The sequence below is a fragment of the Ensifer sp. Root1252 genome, assembly GCF_001425885.1.
Lineage (GTDB): Bacteria > Pseudomonadota > Alphaproteobacteria > Rhizobiales > Rhizobiaceae > Ensifer > Ensifer canadensis.
In genome coordinates, this window is sequence record NZ_LMDT01000001.1 from 439,040 (window position 1) to 453,433 (window position 14,394).

Here is a 14,394-nt window from a genome sequence, read left to right on the forward strand (position 1 = left end):
TTGCGACGTGGGCAAAGCTACAACAATGCGAGGACCGGACCGGTTGCAGCTTTGACCATCTCAACACGCACCTTTCATTAAACGTGGTAAACAAGCCGTTAACCGGCGCGGATTTTTTAACGATTTGACAGTGCTAGCTGATGGAGAGTGTTGTGCGGCGGCGATTTCACCGCGCCTTTTATCCGCAAGCGAAACTTCGATCGGGCGGTATTTTTGACGTTTACGCAAACGTCAAAATTTTGTAGCATCCTGCCAACGATGCGAGACCGCCCTCAGATGGCGGCGCATTCGGCATGTTGCAACCGGACGTCGGCCGCTTGGAGGCGGCGATCCGAAAGCGAAAAAGGCGAGGAAAGAATGCCCACCTACAAGGCACCGGTCGACGATACTCTCTTCATTCTGAACGACGTGCTCGGCATCGAGCGATACAACAACCTTCCCGGCTTTGCCGATGCGACGCCCGACATGATCGAAGCAATCGTCGGCGAAGCCGCCAAGCTTGCGGAAGAAGTGCTGTTTCCGGTCAATCTTTCCGGCGACCAGGAAGGCTGCAAGCGGCACGACGACGGCTCGGTCAGCGTGCCCAAGGGCTTCAAGCAGGCTTTTGATCTCTACCGCGAAGGCGGCTGGCTCGGGCTTTCGGTGCCAGAGGAATTCGGCGGCCAGGGCCTGCCCTACACGCTGCACACCGCCGTCGGCGAATATATGTCCTCGGCCAACATGGCGCTGACGATGTATCCCGGCCTGACCCAGGGCGCGATCGCTGCGATCCTCGTCCATGGCTCGGATGAGCAGAAGCGGGCCTATCTGCCGAAGATGGTGGACGGCACCTGGACCGGCACGATGAACCTGACGGAGCCGCATTGCGGCACCGACCTCGGCCTCCTGCGCAGCAAGGCCGTGCCCGATGGCAACGGCGCCTACAAGATTTCCGGCCAGAAGATCTTCATCTCCGCCGGCGAACACGACATGTCGCAGAACATCATCCATTTGGTGCTTGCCCGCATCGAGGGCGCGCCGGATGGCGTGAAGGGCATTTCCCTGTTCATCGTGCCGAAGTTCAAGCTCACCGCCGACGGCGAGCCGGGCGAGCGCAATGGCGTCTCCTGCGGCGCCATCGAGCACAAGATGGGGATTCACGGCAACTCGACCTGCGTCATGAACTATGACGAGGCGGAAGGCTACCTCATCGGCACGGAGAACAAAGGCCTCAACGCCATGTTCGTGATGATGAACGAAGCCCGTCTCGGTGTCGGCCTGCAGGGCCTGTCGGTCGCCGAAATCGCCTACCAGAACGCCGCCAACTATGCCCGCGACCGCATCCAGGGCCGCTCGCTTTCCGGCCCGAAGGCGCCGGACAAAAAGGCCGACCCGATCATCGTGCATCCGGATGTGCGCCGCACGCTGATGACGATCCGCGCCTTCAACGAGGCCGGACGCGCCTTTACCCTTTGGACTGCTCTCAAATCCGATATCGCCCACCGCTCCGACAATGACGCCGACCGCCAGACGGCCGACGACATCCTCGGCCTGATGACGCCGATCCTCAAGGGCGTCCTGACCGACAAGGGCTTCGACCACGCGGTCATGGCGCAGCAGATGTTCGGCGGTCACGGCTACATCGAAGAACACGGCATGAGCCAGTATGTCCGCGATGCCCGCATCGCGATGATCTACGAAGGTGCCAACGGCATCCAGGCGCTCGACCTCGTCGGCCGCAAGCTCGGCCTCAACGGCGGCCGTGCCGTCATGGCGCTGTTCAAGGAAATCGGCGATTTCTGCGAGGAAAACCGCGGTAACGAGAAGCTTTCCACCTACACCAAGGCGCTGAAGAAAGGCCTCAACGACCTGCAGGCGTCCACCATGTGGTTCATGCAGAACGCCATGGCCAAGCCCGACAATGCCGGCGCCGGCTCGACCGACTACATGCACCTCTTCGGTCTGGTCGTGCTCGGCTACATGTGGGCGAAGATCGCCAAGACCGCCGAGGAAAAACTGGCCTCTGGCGAAACGGCACGCGCGGACTATCTGAAGAACAAGCTGATTACCGCGACGTTCTTCATGGAGAGAATTCTGCCGGAAACGGCGCTGCGCAAGGCCCGCATCGAGACTGGCGCCGACACGCTGATGGCGCTCGACGCGGCGGCGTTCTGATTTCGCCGCGTTCCGATTTCTACTGCATGATTCCTTAAATCGGATCCGATCTAGGCGTAAAATTATGCAGCAAGTTTAAAGTGTTACAGCGTCCTTAGCGCGTCTGACGCGCCGCGCTGTAAGTGTTTGACGGGCGGCACCATCAGGTGCTGCCGAAAGGGAGATGAGACATGACGAAAGTCTTCGTTTACGACCACGTGCGCACGCCGCGCGGCCGTGGCAAGAAGGACGGCTCGCTGCACGAAGTGCCGTCCGTTCGCCTTGCGGCCAAGATGCTGGAGGCCGTGCGCGATCGCAACGGGCTCGATACGTCAACCGTCGACGACATCATCATGGGCTGCGTCGATCCGGTGATGGATGCCGGCGCGGTTATCCCGAAGGCAGCCGCCTTCGAAGCAGGCTATTCCACCCGCGCGCCCGGCATGCAGATCTCGCGCTTCTGCGCGTCGGGTCTCGATGCCGTCAACTTCGGCGCGGCGAAGATCGCCCAGGGCGCCGACGACATCGTCATTGCAGGCGGCGTCGAGAGCATGTCGCGCGTCGGCCTCGGCATGTCCGGCGGCTCCTGGTTCATGGACCCGTCCGTCAACCTGCCGGCCTATTTCATGCCGCAGGGCGTCTCGGCCGACCTGATCGCCACCAAGTACGGCTTCAGCCGCGACGACGTCGATGCCTACGCCGTCGAAAGCCAGAAGCGCGCAGCGCATTCCTGGGAAAAGGGTTACTTCAAGAAGTCGGTCGTGCCGGTGAAGGACCAGAACGGGCTGACCATTCTCGACCGCGACGAGCATATGCGTCCCGGCACCGACATGCAGGCGCTCGCCTCGCTCAACCCGTCGTTCCAGATGCCGGGCGAGATGGGCGGCTTTGAAGCCGTCGGCATCCAGGCGCATCCGGAAATCGAGAAGATCAACTACGTGCACCATGCCGGCAACTCGTCGGGCATCGTCGATGGCGCCGCGGCCGTGCTGCTCGGCTCCAAGGCCGGCGGCGAAAGCATGGGCCTCAAACCCCGCGCCCGCATCCGCGCCTTCGCCAATATCGGCTCCGACCCGGCGCTGATGCTGACCGGCCCGGTCGACGTGACCGAGAAGTTGCTTAAGCGCGCCGACATGAAGCTCTCCGACATCGACCTCTTCGAGCTCAACGAGGCGTTTGCCGCGGTCGTGCTGCGCTACATGCAGGCCTTCGACATTCCGCACGACAAGATCAACGTCAACGGCGGCGCGATCGCCATGGGCCATCCGCTCGGCGCTACCGGTGCGATGATCCTCGGCACGGTGCTCGACGAGCTGGAACGGCGCGATCTCAACACCGCGCTGGTGACGTTGTGCATCGGCGCCGGCATGGGCACCGCAACGATCATCGAAAGGGTCTGACGATGGTAGCCACGCGCCGCACGCTTCTCGGGCTGATGGGGCTGGGGCTGCTTGCAGTCTCAGCTTGCGTCTCCGAAGACGAAGGCGGCGACAGCTTCACGCTGACCGGTGCGATCTCCAATGTCGCCAACGGCCCGGTTCCGGCAGGCACCGTCACCATCCGGCTCGAGGAGCAGGGCGTGATGGATGTGGCCGCCAAGCTGATCGCCGAAACGTCCGTTTCGAGCGACGGCAAGGCAAACCGTGTGCCCTTCGTGCTGCAGGTGCCGAAGCCCGAACTCGACAAGGCCGCCGATGCCGGCTTCACCATCAGCGTCGAGCGCGACGGCAGGCTGATCGCCACCAACACCACCAAACAACGTTACAGCGGCGGATCGAATATCTCGCTGCGCATCGAACCCATTCTCTACTGAGGGGGAGAACCATGACGAAGTATACCAATTTCAAGATCGAGACCGATGCCGACGGCATTGCCCTGGTCACCTGGGACATGCCTGAGAAGTCGATGAACGTCTTCACCCAGGAGGTGATGGAAGAGCTGAACGCCATCGTCGACGAGACGACGGCCGATGCCGCCGTCAAGGGCGTCGTCTTCACGTCGGGCAAGTCGTCGTTCTCCGGCGGCGCTGACCTCTCGATGATCAAGTCGATGTTCACCTTCCAGCAGGAAGAAAAGAAGAAGGACCCTGATAACGCCGCCCAGAAGCTTTTCGACCTCGTCGGCCGCATGACCGGCTTGTTCCGCAAGCTCGAAACCTCCGGCAAGCCGTGGGTGTCGGCGATCAACGGCACCTGCATGGGCGGCGCCTTCGAGCTTTCGCTCGCCTGCCACGGCCGCGTCGCCTCGAACTCCAAGTCGGTCAAGATCGCCCTGCCTGAAGTCAAGGTCGGTATCTTCCCCGGCGCCGGCGGCACCCAGCGCGTGCCGCGCCTGACCAACGCGCAGGACGCGCTGCAGATGATGACCACCGGCTCGTCGCTGACCGCGGCGCGCGCCAAGGCGCTTGGCCTGGTGCATGAAGTCGTCGACGCCGACAAGCTGGTCGAGGCTGCCAAGGCGATGATCAAGAACGGCCTGAAGCCGGTCCAGCCCTGGGACGAAAAGGGCTACAAGGTACCCGGCGGCGGCATCTGGACCCCGGCCTCGGCCCAGCTCTGGCCGGCTGCCTCCGGTATCCTGCGCCGCGAGACGCAAGGCAACTACCCAGGCGCGATCGCGATCCTCAAATGCGTCTATGAGGGCCTGCAGGTCCCCTTCGACACGGCTCTGAAGATCGAACAGCGCTACTTCACCGAGATCCTTCAGACGACCGAAGCCTTCTCGATGATCCGCTCGCTGTTCGTCTCGATGCAGGAACTCGGCAAGGGTGCCCGCCGCCCGGCCGGCGTGCCGAAGTCCGAGTTCAAGCATGTCGGCGTCGTCGGCGCCGGCTTCATGGGCGCCTCGATCGCCTATGTGACGGCCGCCGCCGGCATCGCCGTCACGCTGATCGACCGCGACATGGAAGCGGCGACCAAGGGCAAGGCCCATTCGGAGGGCCTGGTCAAGGATTCGGTCGGCAAGGGCCGCCTGACCAAGGAAGAAGGCGAAGCGCTGCTTGCGCGCATCACGCCCTCCGCAGACTACAACGACCTGAAGGATGTCGGGCTCGTCGTCGAAGCCGTGTTCGAAGACCGCCAGGTCAAGAAGGACGTGATCGAGAAGGTGGAAGCGGTGATCGGCGAAGACACGATCTTTGCCTCCAACACCTCGACGCTGCCGATCACCGGCCTTGCGAAGAACTCGAAGCGTGCCGGCCAGTTCATCGGCATCCACTTCTTCTCGCCGGTCGAGAAGATGATGCTGACGGAAGTGATCCTCGGCAAGGAGACCGGCGACAAGGCGCTCGCCGTCGCGCTCGACTATGTCGCCGCGATCAGGAAGACGCCGATCGTCGTCAACGACACGCGCGGCTTCTACGTCAACCGCTGCGTCTTCCGCTACATCCACGAAGCCTATGACATGCTGATCGAGGGCGTGCCGCCGGCGATGATCGAAAATGCCGCCAAGATGGCCGGCATGCCGGTTGGCCCGCTGTCGCTCAATGACGAAGTGGCAATCGACCTCAGCCAGAAGATCCTGAAAGCCACCGTCGCCGATCTCGGCGAAAAGGCCGTCGATCCCAAGCACATGGCGCTGATCAACAAGATGGTCGACGACCTCGACCGTCGCGGCCGCAAGAACGGCAAGGGCTTCTACGAATATCCGGCAAAGCCCGCGAAGAAGTACCTGTGGCCGGAGCTGAAGACGCTCTATCCGCAAGAGAATGCCGACAAGATCGACGTCGAGGTGCTGAAGCAGCGCTTCCTGGCAACGATCGCGCTCGAAGCGGCCCGCACCATGGAAGAAGGCATCGTCACCGATCCGCGCGAAGCCGACGTCGGCTCGATCCTCGGCTTCGGCTTTGCGCCCTACACCGGCGGCACTCTCTCCTACATCGACGGCATGGGCGCCAAGGCCTTCGTCAAGATGTGCGAGAAGCTTGCCAAGGACTATGGCAGCCACTTCAAGCCGACGGCACTGCTGAAGGAAATGGCCGAACGCGGCGAAACCTTCTACGGCCGCTTCGACCCCTACGGCGAGAAGAAGCAGGCGGCGTAAAAGATCCCACCGAACATGCAGACAGGCTCCTCACGGAGCCTGTTTTCGTTTGTTGGAAATCTCAGATGAGTTGGCTACATCGCGACATAAGGTGCCGCAGAAGCGACCCTCGCCAATTTGTCACCACAATTCCTCATAGAGATCGCGCCAGTCCGGATTCATGCGCTCGATCAGGTCGAGTTTCCATTGGCGATACCAGCGCTTCAGAGATTTCTCACGCTGGATTGCAGAGCCGATCTGAAGGTGCTCTTCGTACCAAACCAACCGGGCGCACCCGTATTTTGAAGTGAACCCGGGCATCAAGCCTTCGCGATGCTCATAGATCCGGCGCGCAAGATCGGATGTTACGCCGATGTAGAGCGTCCCTTTCTTCTGATTGGTCACGATGTAGACATAGCCCGCCATGCGCGCGAATAGTGATGGCCGCTGCTCGTTCTGGTCAAGTCCAGATCGGAGTGGCGAGATGCATTGGTGATGCGGGAAAACAACCGGGATAAGAGAGGACCAATGATCCTCGCAATACACCCTTGCGTTATTGCTCGGGCGCATGGATCCTCGGGTCAAGCCCGAGGATGACTGTCGGAGGACGAGCCGATTTCCTTTTGATCCGAGAATAGGTGCGTCTTCTACTCTGGCAGGCTTCCCTTGGTGCCTGTCCGCGTCGCGAACGCTGGCGCAGAGAAACGTCTTCCCGTCGGGGAAAATGAAGCGTTCCGGCACCGCGACATGGGGCACTGAACGCACTTTGAGCATCACTTCGGTAGCATTTGTCTTCAGCCGGCCCTCCACCCGTCATCCTCGGGCTTGACCCGAGGATCCAGACCCGTTCGCGGCGCTAACCGATCGGTCCTTGCGTCAAGCCCGAGGAGCGCGGAGGAGAGAACGTTGCCGCGCGCCGGCAATCTTCTGCGCAGTCACTGCTGCCGTCGGGCGCTACCAAAGCACCGGCGCATCGGCGCGATTGGCCGGATCGGCCCAGTAAAGCGACGTCAGGACTTTGGCGAGGTGGCCGAATTCGGTGTAGCAATGCTGGAGCAGACCGGGCCGATGGCATCATGCCAGCTGGACAATCGAGCTACCGCTGCTTGAGGCGGGCTAAACCTCGGCAACCACCCGCCGATGGGCCAAGCGCTCGCCGACAATGATCGTCAGTCCGGCGACGAAGATAAGGCCGGCGCCGGCAAAGACGTTGCTCGCCGGAATATCGCCCCAGATCAGGAAGCCGAGGCCGAAGGCCCAGACGAGTGAGGTATATTCGAACGGTGCGATCACCGAGATCGGCGCCCGGCGCATGCCCTCGAACAGCGCATATTGCGCGATGCCGGCGATCACCCCCGTGCCCGCCATCAGCGCGAGATCGAACAGCGCCGGCGGCGTCCAGTAGAAGCCGACGGCAAGCCCGGTCATTGCGATGAAGAAGACGTTGGAGATCGTCATCTGCGTCAGTGTCGTCTCCTGGAGCGCGGTCTTGCGCAGCATCACCGTACCGATCGCCCAGAACACGGCGGCCATCAGCGCCAGGAAAACCGGCAGCGAGAGCCTCATGCCCGTTCCAAGCGGATCGCAGGCGATCAGCACGCCGATGAAGCCGAGCAGCACCGCGAACCAGCGGATTGGTGGCACGTCTTCCTTGAGGATCGGGACGGCCAGCAGCGTCACCACGATCGGCGCGGCGTAATAAAGCGTGGTCATTTCGGCAAGGGCGAGATCGCGGGCCGCATTGAAATAGGAAAGCCAGGCGGCCAGCAGCAACAGGTTGCGCACGAACAGCGGCTTGACGACGGGCGACGAGATCGCGCGGCGCACGAGCCTGCCCCGGCCGATCACCAGACACAGGAGGAGAATGGTGATGCTGCGGGTAAACAGGATCTGCCAGACCGAATAGCCGACCACCAGCCATTTGACCGACGCATCCTGCAGCGAGAACAGCAAATAGGAAAACGTCGTCATCACGATGCCGGAAAGCACTGTCTTGTTCATGGAAAGCCCCGATGGCAGCCGGGAGAAAAGGCGGCAGCGCCCGTCTGATAGCGCGCCGCCGCTCAAGGCGGAAGAGGTGGCGGCAGCCTGCGCTGTGGCGAAATCTTGGAGTGTGTTCGTACTTTCGCTTGATGGAGATCAAGGCCCCGGACCGGCCTCTTCGCTACGCATGAAGCAACCAGGTCGGGGTCGGTCCCGGGAGTTATGCAGAAAGTCTCAGTGCGGCGGCAACAGGAGCGTATCCAGATTGATGCGCGATGCTGTACATGACCGCAATATCGCCGCGAAACCGGATCCTCGATGATGCAACCGCTCGCCTTCACCCTTTCCGCCCTCGTCCTCTTGGCGACGCCGGGCCCGACGAACACCTTGCTCTGGCTCTCCGGCGCCGCGGTCGGTTTTCGGCGCTCGGCGCAGCTGCTCCTAGGCGAACTCGGCGGTTATCTCGCGGTGATCATTCCAGCCGTGGCGCTGCTTGCGCCATTTCTCGCGGCGCATCCGCAGATCGGGCTCGCGCTCCGGATCGTGGCTGCCTTCTGGGTCCTTTTCCTCGCCTATGCACTGTGGACCACCGGTGACGACAACCGGGCTTCGCCCGAGATCACCACCCAACGGGTGTTCGTTACGACGCTTCTCAATCCCAAGGCCCTGATCGTAGCCCTGGTGCTTTTGCCGCAGACCGGACTGGTGGCGACGATACCGTGGATCACAGGGTTTTCGCTGCTCGTCGTTGTCGCCGGCTCGTTCTGGATCGGCGCCGGCGCCATGCTCATCCGGCTGTCGCGCGGCGCGCACATGTCCAATCTGCCGCGCCGCATTGCCGCCGTCTGTCTCGCGGTGTTCTCCTTCGGCATCGCCGGCAGCGCGCTGGCAACGATGCTTTAATGCCGCAGATCCGCAGCGATGGCAGATCAGGCGGCTTCCGCCGTCTCGCCGAGTTCGGTGCCAAGCGCGGCGATCAACTCTTCCCAGCCCTCACGCCGATAGGCGACCTGGTCGAGCCCATCAAGAAAGGCCGCCTGCTCGGTGAAGACGATACGCGTGCCGGCGCCGTGCGGCTGGATATCGACGGTTGCCACCGAAGCGGAAATCCGCCGCTCGTTCTCAGCCATCGTATAGGCCGAGATGATGCGCCGGTTCTCGACGATATCGAGGTAAACAGTGTCGTTGTGATAGAAGGTCTTGCCGTCCTTGCTGAAGCGGCCGCTCTCGCGCCCGCCGACGCGGAAGTCGTGGCTATATTCGGCGACCGGCCACCCGTCCGCCTTGACGAACCAACGGTCGTGCGCCGCCGGATCGGCGAAGGCGCGAAAGACCTGTTCGGGCGTCGCCTTGAAAACCCGTTCGATGGTGAAGCTCGCATGTTCCACGGAATTGGCACTCATGATCTTCTCCTCTTCGATCCATTTGCGCAGACGCACCAGCGCTTCCGCGCGCAGCCAGATAACTGATTTCATTTTGAAAGCAGTTGCAAGATAATTCCACTGATGCAATAATGCAAGCAGTTTTGAAAGGACCCCAATGAAAGACGATCATCGCTCCGGCTGCCCGATCAATCTCTCGCTCGAGGTCTTTGGCGACAAATGGAGCCTGCTGATCGTCCGCGACATGATCTTCGGGGGCAAAAGGCACTTCCGCGAACTGCTGCGATCGCAGGAGGGCATCTCGTCGAACATTCTTGCTGATCGGCTGAAGATGCTTGTCGAGCAGGGAATGCTGACCAAGACGGATGACCCGACGCACAAGCAGAAGGCCATCTACAGCCTCACAGAAATGACCATCGCGCTGGTGCCGATCATGGCGCATCTCGGCGCCTGGGGGCGGCGCTACCTGCCCGTCAGCGAAGAGCTCAGCATCCGGGCCGAACTGATGGAAACCGGCGGGCCTGAGCTCTGGAACCGCTTCATGGACGAGCTTCGCTACGAGCATCTCGGACTGGCCCTCGATGGTCCGCCGCGCGTGCGCGCGACATTGCAGGCAGCCTTTGAGGATGTCGTCGCCCGCAAGACCAGGGAAAACGCGGTCGCTTGAGGACTACAAACCGATAGCCGAAAGCATGACGAAGGTGGAAAACAGCACGAAATGCGTCATGCCCTCGATGGCATTGGTTTGACCGTCGTTGAGATTGATCGCTGCAACGATCAGCGTGATCGCCACCATCACCGTCTGCACCGGCGACATCGCCATGATGAAAGGCTGGCCGGTGTAAAGCGCAATCGCCTCCATCACCGGCACGGTCAGGATCACGGTCGACAGCGATGCTCCGAGCGCGATGTTGACGACCGCCTGCATGCGATTGGCAAGTGCTGCACGCATCGCCGTCATGATCTCGGGCGACGCCGAGATTGCGGCGACGACGATGGCGGCGACGGCCGGCGGCGCGCCGCTCCCCTTGAGGCCTGAGGTCAGCAGCCCCGACATGATTTCGGCAAGCGCGCCGATCAGCACCACGCCAATGAGCAGGATCACGATCGACGGCAGCACCGGCTCGTCGGGTTCACCGGCATCATCAATCCCGTCGCTCCTCGCCCGGGGGTAGCTGTAGCTGAAGAAGTAGCTGTGCACCCCCACCTGCATGCGCAGGAACAGCGTGTAGAGCATGATCATCGCGCCGATGGTGAAGGCGGAATAGAAGTGCCACCTCGCGGCCGGCACGAATTCGGGCACGACCATCGAAATGCCCATCGCCGTCAGGATCATGACGCTGTAGGTGCGCGCGGAATTGTCGTTGTAGGGTTGCTCTCCGTGTTTCAGCCCGCCAAGCAGCGCGGCAAGACCGAGAATGCCGTTGATATCGAGCATCACGGCGGAATAGATCGTGTCGCGCACCAGCGTCGGCGAACTCTCGCCGGTCATCATGATCGCCAGAATGATCACTTCCACCAGCACGGCGGACAGCGTCAGGATCATCGTGCCATAGGGGTCGCCGACCTTGGCCGCGAGGACTTCGGCGTGATGGGCGACCCGCATCGACGCCAGCACGATCGCACCCACCAATGCGGCCGCCCCAACGAGCGAAGCTACCTGCCCCATTTCGAGCAAGGGGTGCTCCAGCACAAAACCGGCAATCGCGGCAACCAAGGCGGCGAACAGCAGACGTTCGGATTTCAGCACCGCCAACAAATGAGCCCCCTCGCCGGCTAAACTCAAGCAACGACAAGGACTATAGAAGCGGGCCACTCTATTTCAATCGGAACGACCAAGGATTATTTTCCTCCCTGTTCTTTACCACCCTGGCCGGCTTGGTTAATCTACTGTCGAATAAGGACGTGCGGCCGTCGCCGCCCTGCCGCGGAACAGACATTCATGCTGTCACACGACACCATCTGGCACGCCATCGATGCGTTGGCCGAGCGCCACCAGCTCTCGCCGTCCGGGCTTGCGCGCCGCGCCGGGCTCGACCCGACGTCCTTCAACAAATCCAAGCGCCAGTCCGCCGATGGCCGCGAGCGCTGGCCGTCGACGGAATCGATCGCCAAGGTGCTGGATGCGACCGGTGCGACCATCGACCAGTTCATGGCGCTGATGCGCCCTGACGCCGCCCGAACCGAGCCGTATAAACCCGCCATACCGCTGATCGGTTTTGCCCAGGCTGGCGCTGGCGGCTTCTTCGACGATGGCGGGTTTCCGGCCGGCCAGGGCTGGGACGTCGTCGATTTCCCGGCGGCGGCCGAGCGACGCGCCGGCATCTATGCGCTCGAGATCCAGGGCGAAAGCATGCTGCCGCTCTATCGCGACGGCGACGTTCTGATCGTCGACCCGGGCGCGCAGGTCCGGCGCGGCGACCGTGTCGTGGTCAAGACCCGCGAAGGCGAGGTTATGGCGAAAATCCTGGTGCGGCATACTCCACGCAATATCGAACTGCTATCGCTCAATCCGGAACATCCCAACCGGAGTTTCGAGATGAGCGAAGTCGAATGGATTGCCCGGATCATCTGGGCCAGCCAATAGGACATCTTTCCTGATGCGGCAGCAACTGGTCACCCTGGCAGGCGGGATTGCCGCCATAGCGCTCTATACCGGCATCCTCTATGCCGGCGCCACGACGATCCGCGACCGGGAAAGTGGCGCCACGCCGGACTTCGTGCTCGAAACGCCCGACATGGGGGAAACGCAGCCTGAGGTCGGCGCCGAAGACGTGCCGTTCGACATGACGGCCCCTGAACAGAACGACACGGTGCCTGATGGTGGCCAGAGCGAAAGCAGCTCCCACTCGACCGAGACCACTGCCCGCGCCATCGAACCGCAACAGTTTGGTCTGCCCGACGAAGTCACGACGAAGCCACTCGAACGCATAGAACCGCGAACGCCGCTGTCGGATACCGACAGGGACAAGCCGAAGGCGCCGACGGTCCTCCAACAGCCGATGGCGCTCGCCGCCGGGCTCATCCGCTTCGGCAAGATAACACTGCAACTCGACGGCATCGAGCCGGAAGCGGCGGAACGGACCTGCGAAAGCGCCGGCAAAAGCTGGCCCTGCGGCATGGTCGCCCGGACCGCCTTCCGCAACTTCCTGCGTGCCCGTGCGGTCAACTGCGACATCCCCGGAGACGGAACGGGCGAGACCGTCACCGCCCGGTGCACCGTCGGCGGCCAGGATCCTGCCGCCTGGCTGGTTGCCAATGGCTGGGCGACACCGTTGCCGGGCTCGGTGCTTGAAGAGCAGGCCGAAGCGGCACGCAAGTCAAGGCTTGGCTTCTACGGCGATGACCCGCGCGATTTTCGCCAAACGCCGATGCCGTTCGACGATCCGAGCGCCGCTGCAACGATGGACGAAGCGGCACCGGACTTGTAAGGAACGGCGGAACACACCAGTTCTTCCTACAGCGCCGCGCGTCTTATTAGACGCGCAGACGTCGCTGCAGCAGACACTTTGCGGAAAGCCTCCATGCCACCCAACCTCAGCCAGCACGAAGCCCTTGTCTATGTCATGGTGATGATGTCGGCGGTCGACCGGGAGATGAGCGACGACGAGTTCGCGCGCATCGGCAGGCTCGTGCAGTTTCTTCCCGCCTTCGAAGGCTTCGACGAGGACCAGCTTGTGCTCGTCGGCCACGAATGCTCAGCCCAGCTTGCCGCCCCTGAAGGCCTCGACATCGTGCTTGAGATCGTTCGCGAGGCGCTGCCGGAGAGGCTTTACGAGACGGCTTATGCGCTCGCCGTCGAGATTGCGGCCGCCGACCAGCGCATCCGCAACGAGGAGATCCGCCTTTTGCAGTTGCTGCGTGATCGCCTCGGCCTCGACAAGCTTACCTGCGCTGCAATCGAACGCGGCGCGCTCGCCCGCTTCCGCAGGTAACGGCGGGCCGATCCGGCCGGTTCACGTCAACGTGTCTTGGCGCTCTCCTGCCGAAGCGTGATATCGCTTCACCGAAAAACGGCAGCGAGGCCTGAGGGATGCAGCTTTTCGGCGTGACCGAACCCATGTGGCGCCTTTTGGCCTTTCTCTCGGTCTTTGCCGCCATGGCGGCGCTCGAGCTTCTGCACCCGAGGCTGGAGCGGCCGGAACTGCAAAAGGCGCTGAAGGCGCGCCGCTGGTTTACCAACCTCTCTATCCTGGTTCTGTCCTCGCTTTCGCTGCGGCTGATCTTCCCGGCCGCTGCCACGGGCGCGGCACTCTGGGCTGAAGCGCGGGGATACGGCCTGCTGCCGGCATTGGGCGTTCCTCCGCTCGTGGCCGGCGCAATCGCCTTCGTCTTGCTCGACTTCGCCGTCTGGCTGGAACATGTCGCCTTTCACAAGGTCCCCGCCCTATGGCGAATGCACCGGGTTCATCACGCCGACCCGGGCGTCGACCTGACCACGGCGCTGCGCTTTCATCCGCTGGAGATCGTCGTCTCGATGATCTGGAAGATTGCCGTCGTCGTCGCGCTCGGCGCACCTGCCGTCGCCGTGCTGATGTTCGAGATCGTGCTGAATGCCGCTGCCATGTTCAACCATGCCAATCTGCGGCTGCCACCCCGCCTCGACCGGGCGCTGCGGCCGCTGATCGTCACGCCCGACATGCACCGCATCCACCACTCGACCGAGCGCTCGGAAACGGATTCGAACTACGGCTTCAACCTGGCGATCTGGGACCGGCTGTTCTCGACCTATACGGATCGGCCGCGACGGGGCGACGATGCGATCGAAACGGGGTTGACCGCCTATGGCCGCAGCGAGCCGACCAAGCTTTTGTGGTCGTTACTCCTGCCCTTCCGTCGCAGTTGATTTGGAGCATGTCCGCGCAAAGTGTGCGGC

14 protein-coding genes are annotated in these 14,394 nt (G+C 62.5%); 10 read left to right on the forward strand and 4 right to left on the reverse strand.

Going from position 1 to position 14,394, the window contains the following annotated elements; translation table 11 throughout:
* The first annotated feature begins 357 nt into the window (after positions 1-357).
* From ASD02_RS02180 to ASD02_RS02195, 4 genes are all read left to right on the forward strand, one after another.
* On the forward strand, positions 358-2,154 hold the full coding sequence (locus ASD02_RS02180) for an acyl-CoA dehydrogenase C-terminal domain-containing protein (protein WP_025425823.1): 1,797 nt from the start codon (positions 358-360) through the stop codon (positions 2,152-2,154).
* A 170-nt stretch (positions 2,155-2,324) separates the two neighbouring features.
* Positions 2,325-3,533: an acetyl-CoA C-acetyltransferase gene (locus ASD02_RS02185; protein ID WP_025425822.1), complete on the forward strand. Its 1,209-nt coding sequence runs from the start codon at positions 2,325-2,327 to the stop codon at positions 3,531-3,533.
* Between the two features lie 2 nt (positions 3,534-3,535).
* Positions 3,536-3,946: a YbaY family lipoprotein gene (locus ASD02_RS02190; RefSeq protein WP_025425821.1), complete on the forward strand. Its 411-nt coding sequence runs from the start codon at positions 3,536-3,538 to the stop codon at positions 3,944-3,946.
* Between the two features lie 11 nt (positions 3,947-3,957).
* Positions 3,958-6,174 (forward strand): FAD-dependent oxidoreductase, encoded by a 2,217-nt coding sequence (locus ASD02_RS02195; protein WP_025425820.1) that lies wholly within the window; start codon positions 3,958-3,960, stop codon positions 6,172-6,174.
* A gap of 120 nt (positions 6,175-6,294) precedes the next feature.
* On the opposite strand, the gene ASD02_RS02200 is transcribed toward ASD02_RS02195, so the two are convergent.
* Both ASD02_RS02200 and ASD02_RS02205 read right to left on the reverse strand, forming a co-directional pair.
* The gene (locus ASD02_RS02200; protein ID WP_025425819.1) at positions 6,295-6,579 is read right to left on the reverse strand and encodes a GIY-YIG nuclease family protein; all 285 of its coding nucleotides are present in this window, start codon (positions 6,577-6,579) and stop codon (positions 6,295-6,297) included.
* 690 nt (positions 6,580-7,269) lie between these two features.
* Positions 7,270-8,154: a DMT family transporter gene (locus ASD02_RS02205; protein WP_025425818.1), complete on the reverse strand. Its 885-nt coding sequence runs from the start codon at positions 8,152-8,154 to the stop codon at positions 7,270-7,272.
* Positions 8,155-8,454: 300 nt separating this feature from the next.
* On the opposite strand from ASD02_RS02205, the gene ASD02_RS02210 reads away from it, so the two are divergent.
* Positions 8,455-9,039 carry a threonine transporter RhtB gene (locus ASD02_RS02210; RefSeq protein ID WP_225906201.1) on the forward strand — a complete coding sequence of 195 codons (585 nt, stop codon included), beginning with the start codon at positions 8,455-8,457 and terminating at the stop codon, positions 9,037-9,039.
* 26 nt (positions 9,040-9,065) lie between these two features.
* Here the strand turns inward: ASD02_RS02210 and ASD02_RS02215 are convergent, their stop codons facing one another.
* Positions 9,066-9,539 (reverse strand): SRPBCC family protein, encoded by a 474-nt coding sequence (locus ASD02_RS02215; protein ID WP_025425816.1) that lies wholly within the window; start codon positions 9,537-9,539, stop codon positions 9,066-9,068.
* A gap of 136 nt (positions 9,540-9,675) precedes the next feature.
* On the opposite strand from ASD02_RS02215, the gene ASD02_RS02220 reads away from it, so the two are divergent.
* On the forward strand, positions 9,676-10,185 hold the full coding sequence (locus tag ASD02_RS02220; RefSeq protein ID WP_025425815.1) for a helix-turn-helix domain-containing protein: 510 nt from the start codon (positions 9,676-9,678) through the stop codon (positions 10,183-10,185).
* Between the two features lie 3 nt (positions 10,186-10,188).
* On the opposite strand, the gene ASD02_RS02225 is transcribed toward ASD02_RS02220, so the two are convergent.
* Complete coding sequence (locus tag ASD02_RS02225) at positions 10,189-11,277, reverse strand: calcium:proton antiporter (RefSeq protein ID WP_025425814.1); 1,089 nt, start codon at positions 11,275-11,277, stop codon at positions 10,189-10,191.
* Between the two features lie 183 nt (positions 11,278-11,460).
* Between ASD02_RS02225 and ASD02_RS02230 the strand changes: the two genes are divergently transcribed.
* The 4 genes from ASD02_RS02230 (at position 11,461) to ASD02_RS02245 (ending at position 14,364) form a co-directional block, all read left to right on the forward strand.
* Positions 11,461-12,105, forward strand: a complete 645-nt coding sequence (locus tag ASD02_RS02230) for a helix-turn-helix transcriptional regulator (RefSeq protein WP_025425813.1) — start codon at positions 11,461-11,463, stop codon at positions 12,103-12,105.
* A gap of 13 nt (positions 12,106-12,118) precedes the next feature.
* The gene (locus ASD02_RS02235; protein ID WP_025425812.1) at positions 12,119-12,949 is read left to right on the forward strand and encodes a thermonuclease family protein; all 831 of its coding nucleotides are present in this window, start codon (positions 12,119-12,121) and stop codon (positions 12,947-12,949) included.
* Between the two features lie 93 nt (positions 12,950-13,042).
* Positions 13,043-13,453: a tellurite resistance TerB family protein gene (locus tag ASD02_RS02240; protein WP_025425811.1), complete on the forward strand. Its 411-nt coding sequence runs from the start codon at positions 13,043-13,045 to the stop codon at positions 13,451-13,453.
* A 98-nt stretch (positions 13,454-13,551) separates the two neighbouring features.
* Complete coding sequence (locus ASD02_RS02245; RefSeq protein ID WP_025425810.1) at positions 13,552-14,364, forward strand: sterol desaturase family protein; 813 nt, start codon at positions 13,552-13,554, stop codon at positions 14,362-14,364.
* The last annotated feature ends 30 nt before the right edge of the window (positions 14,365-14,394 follow it).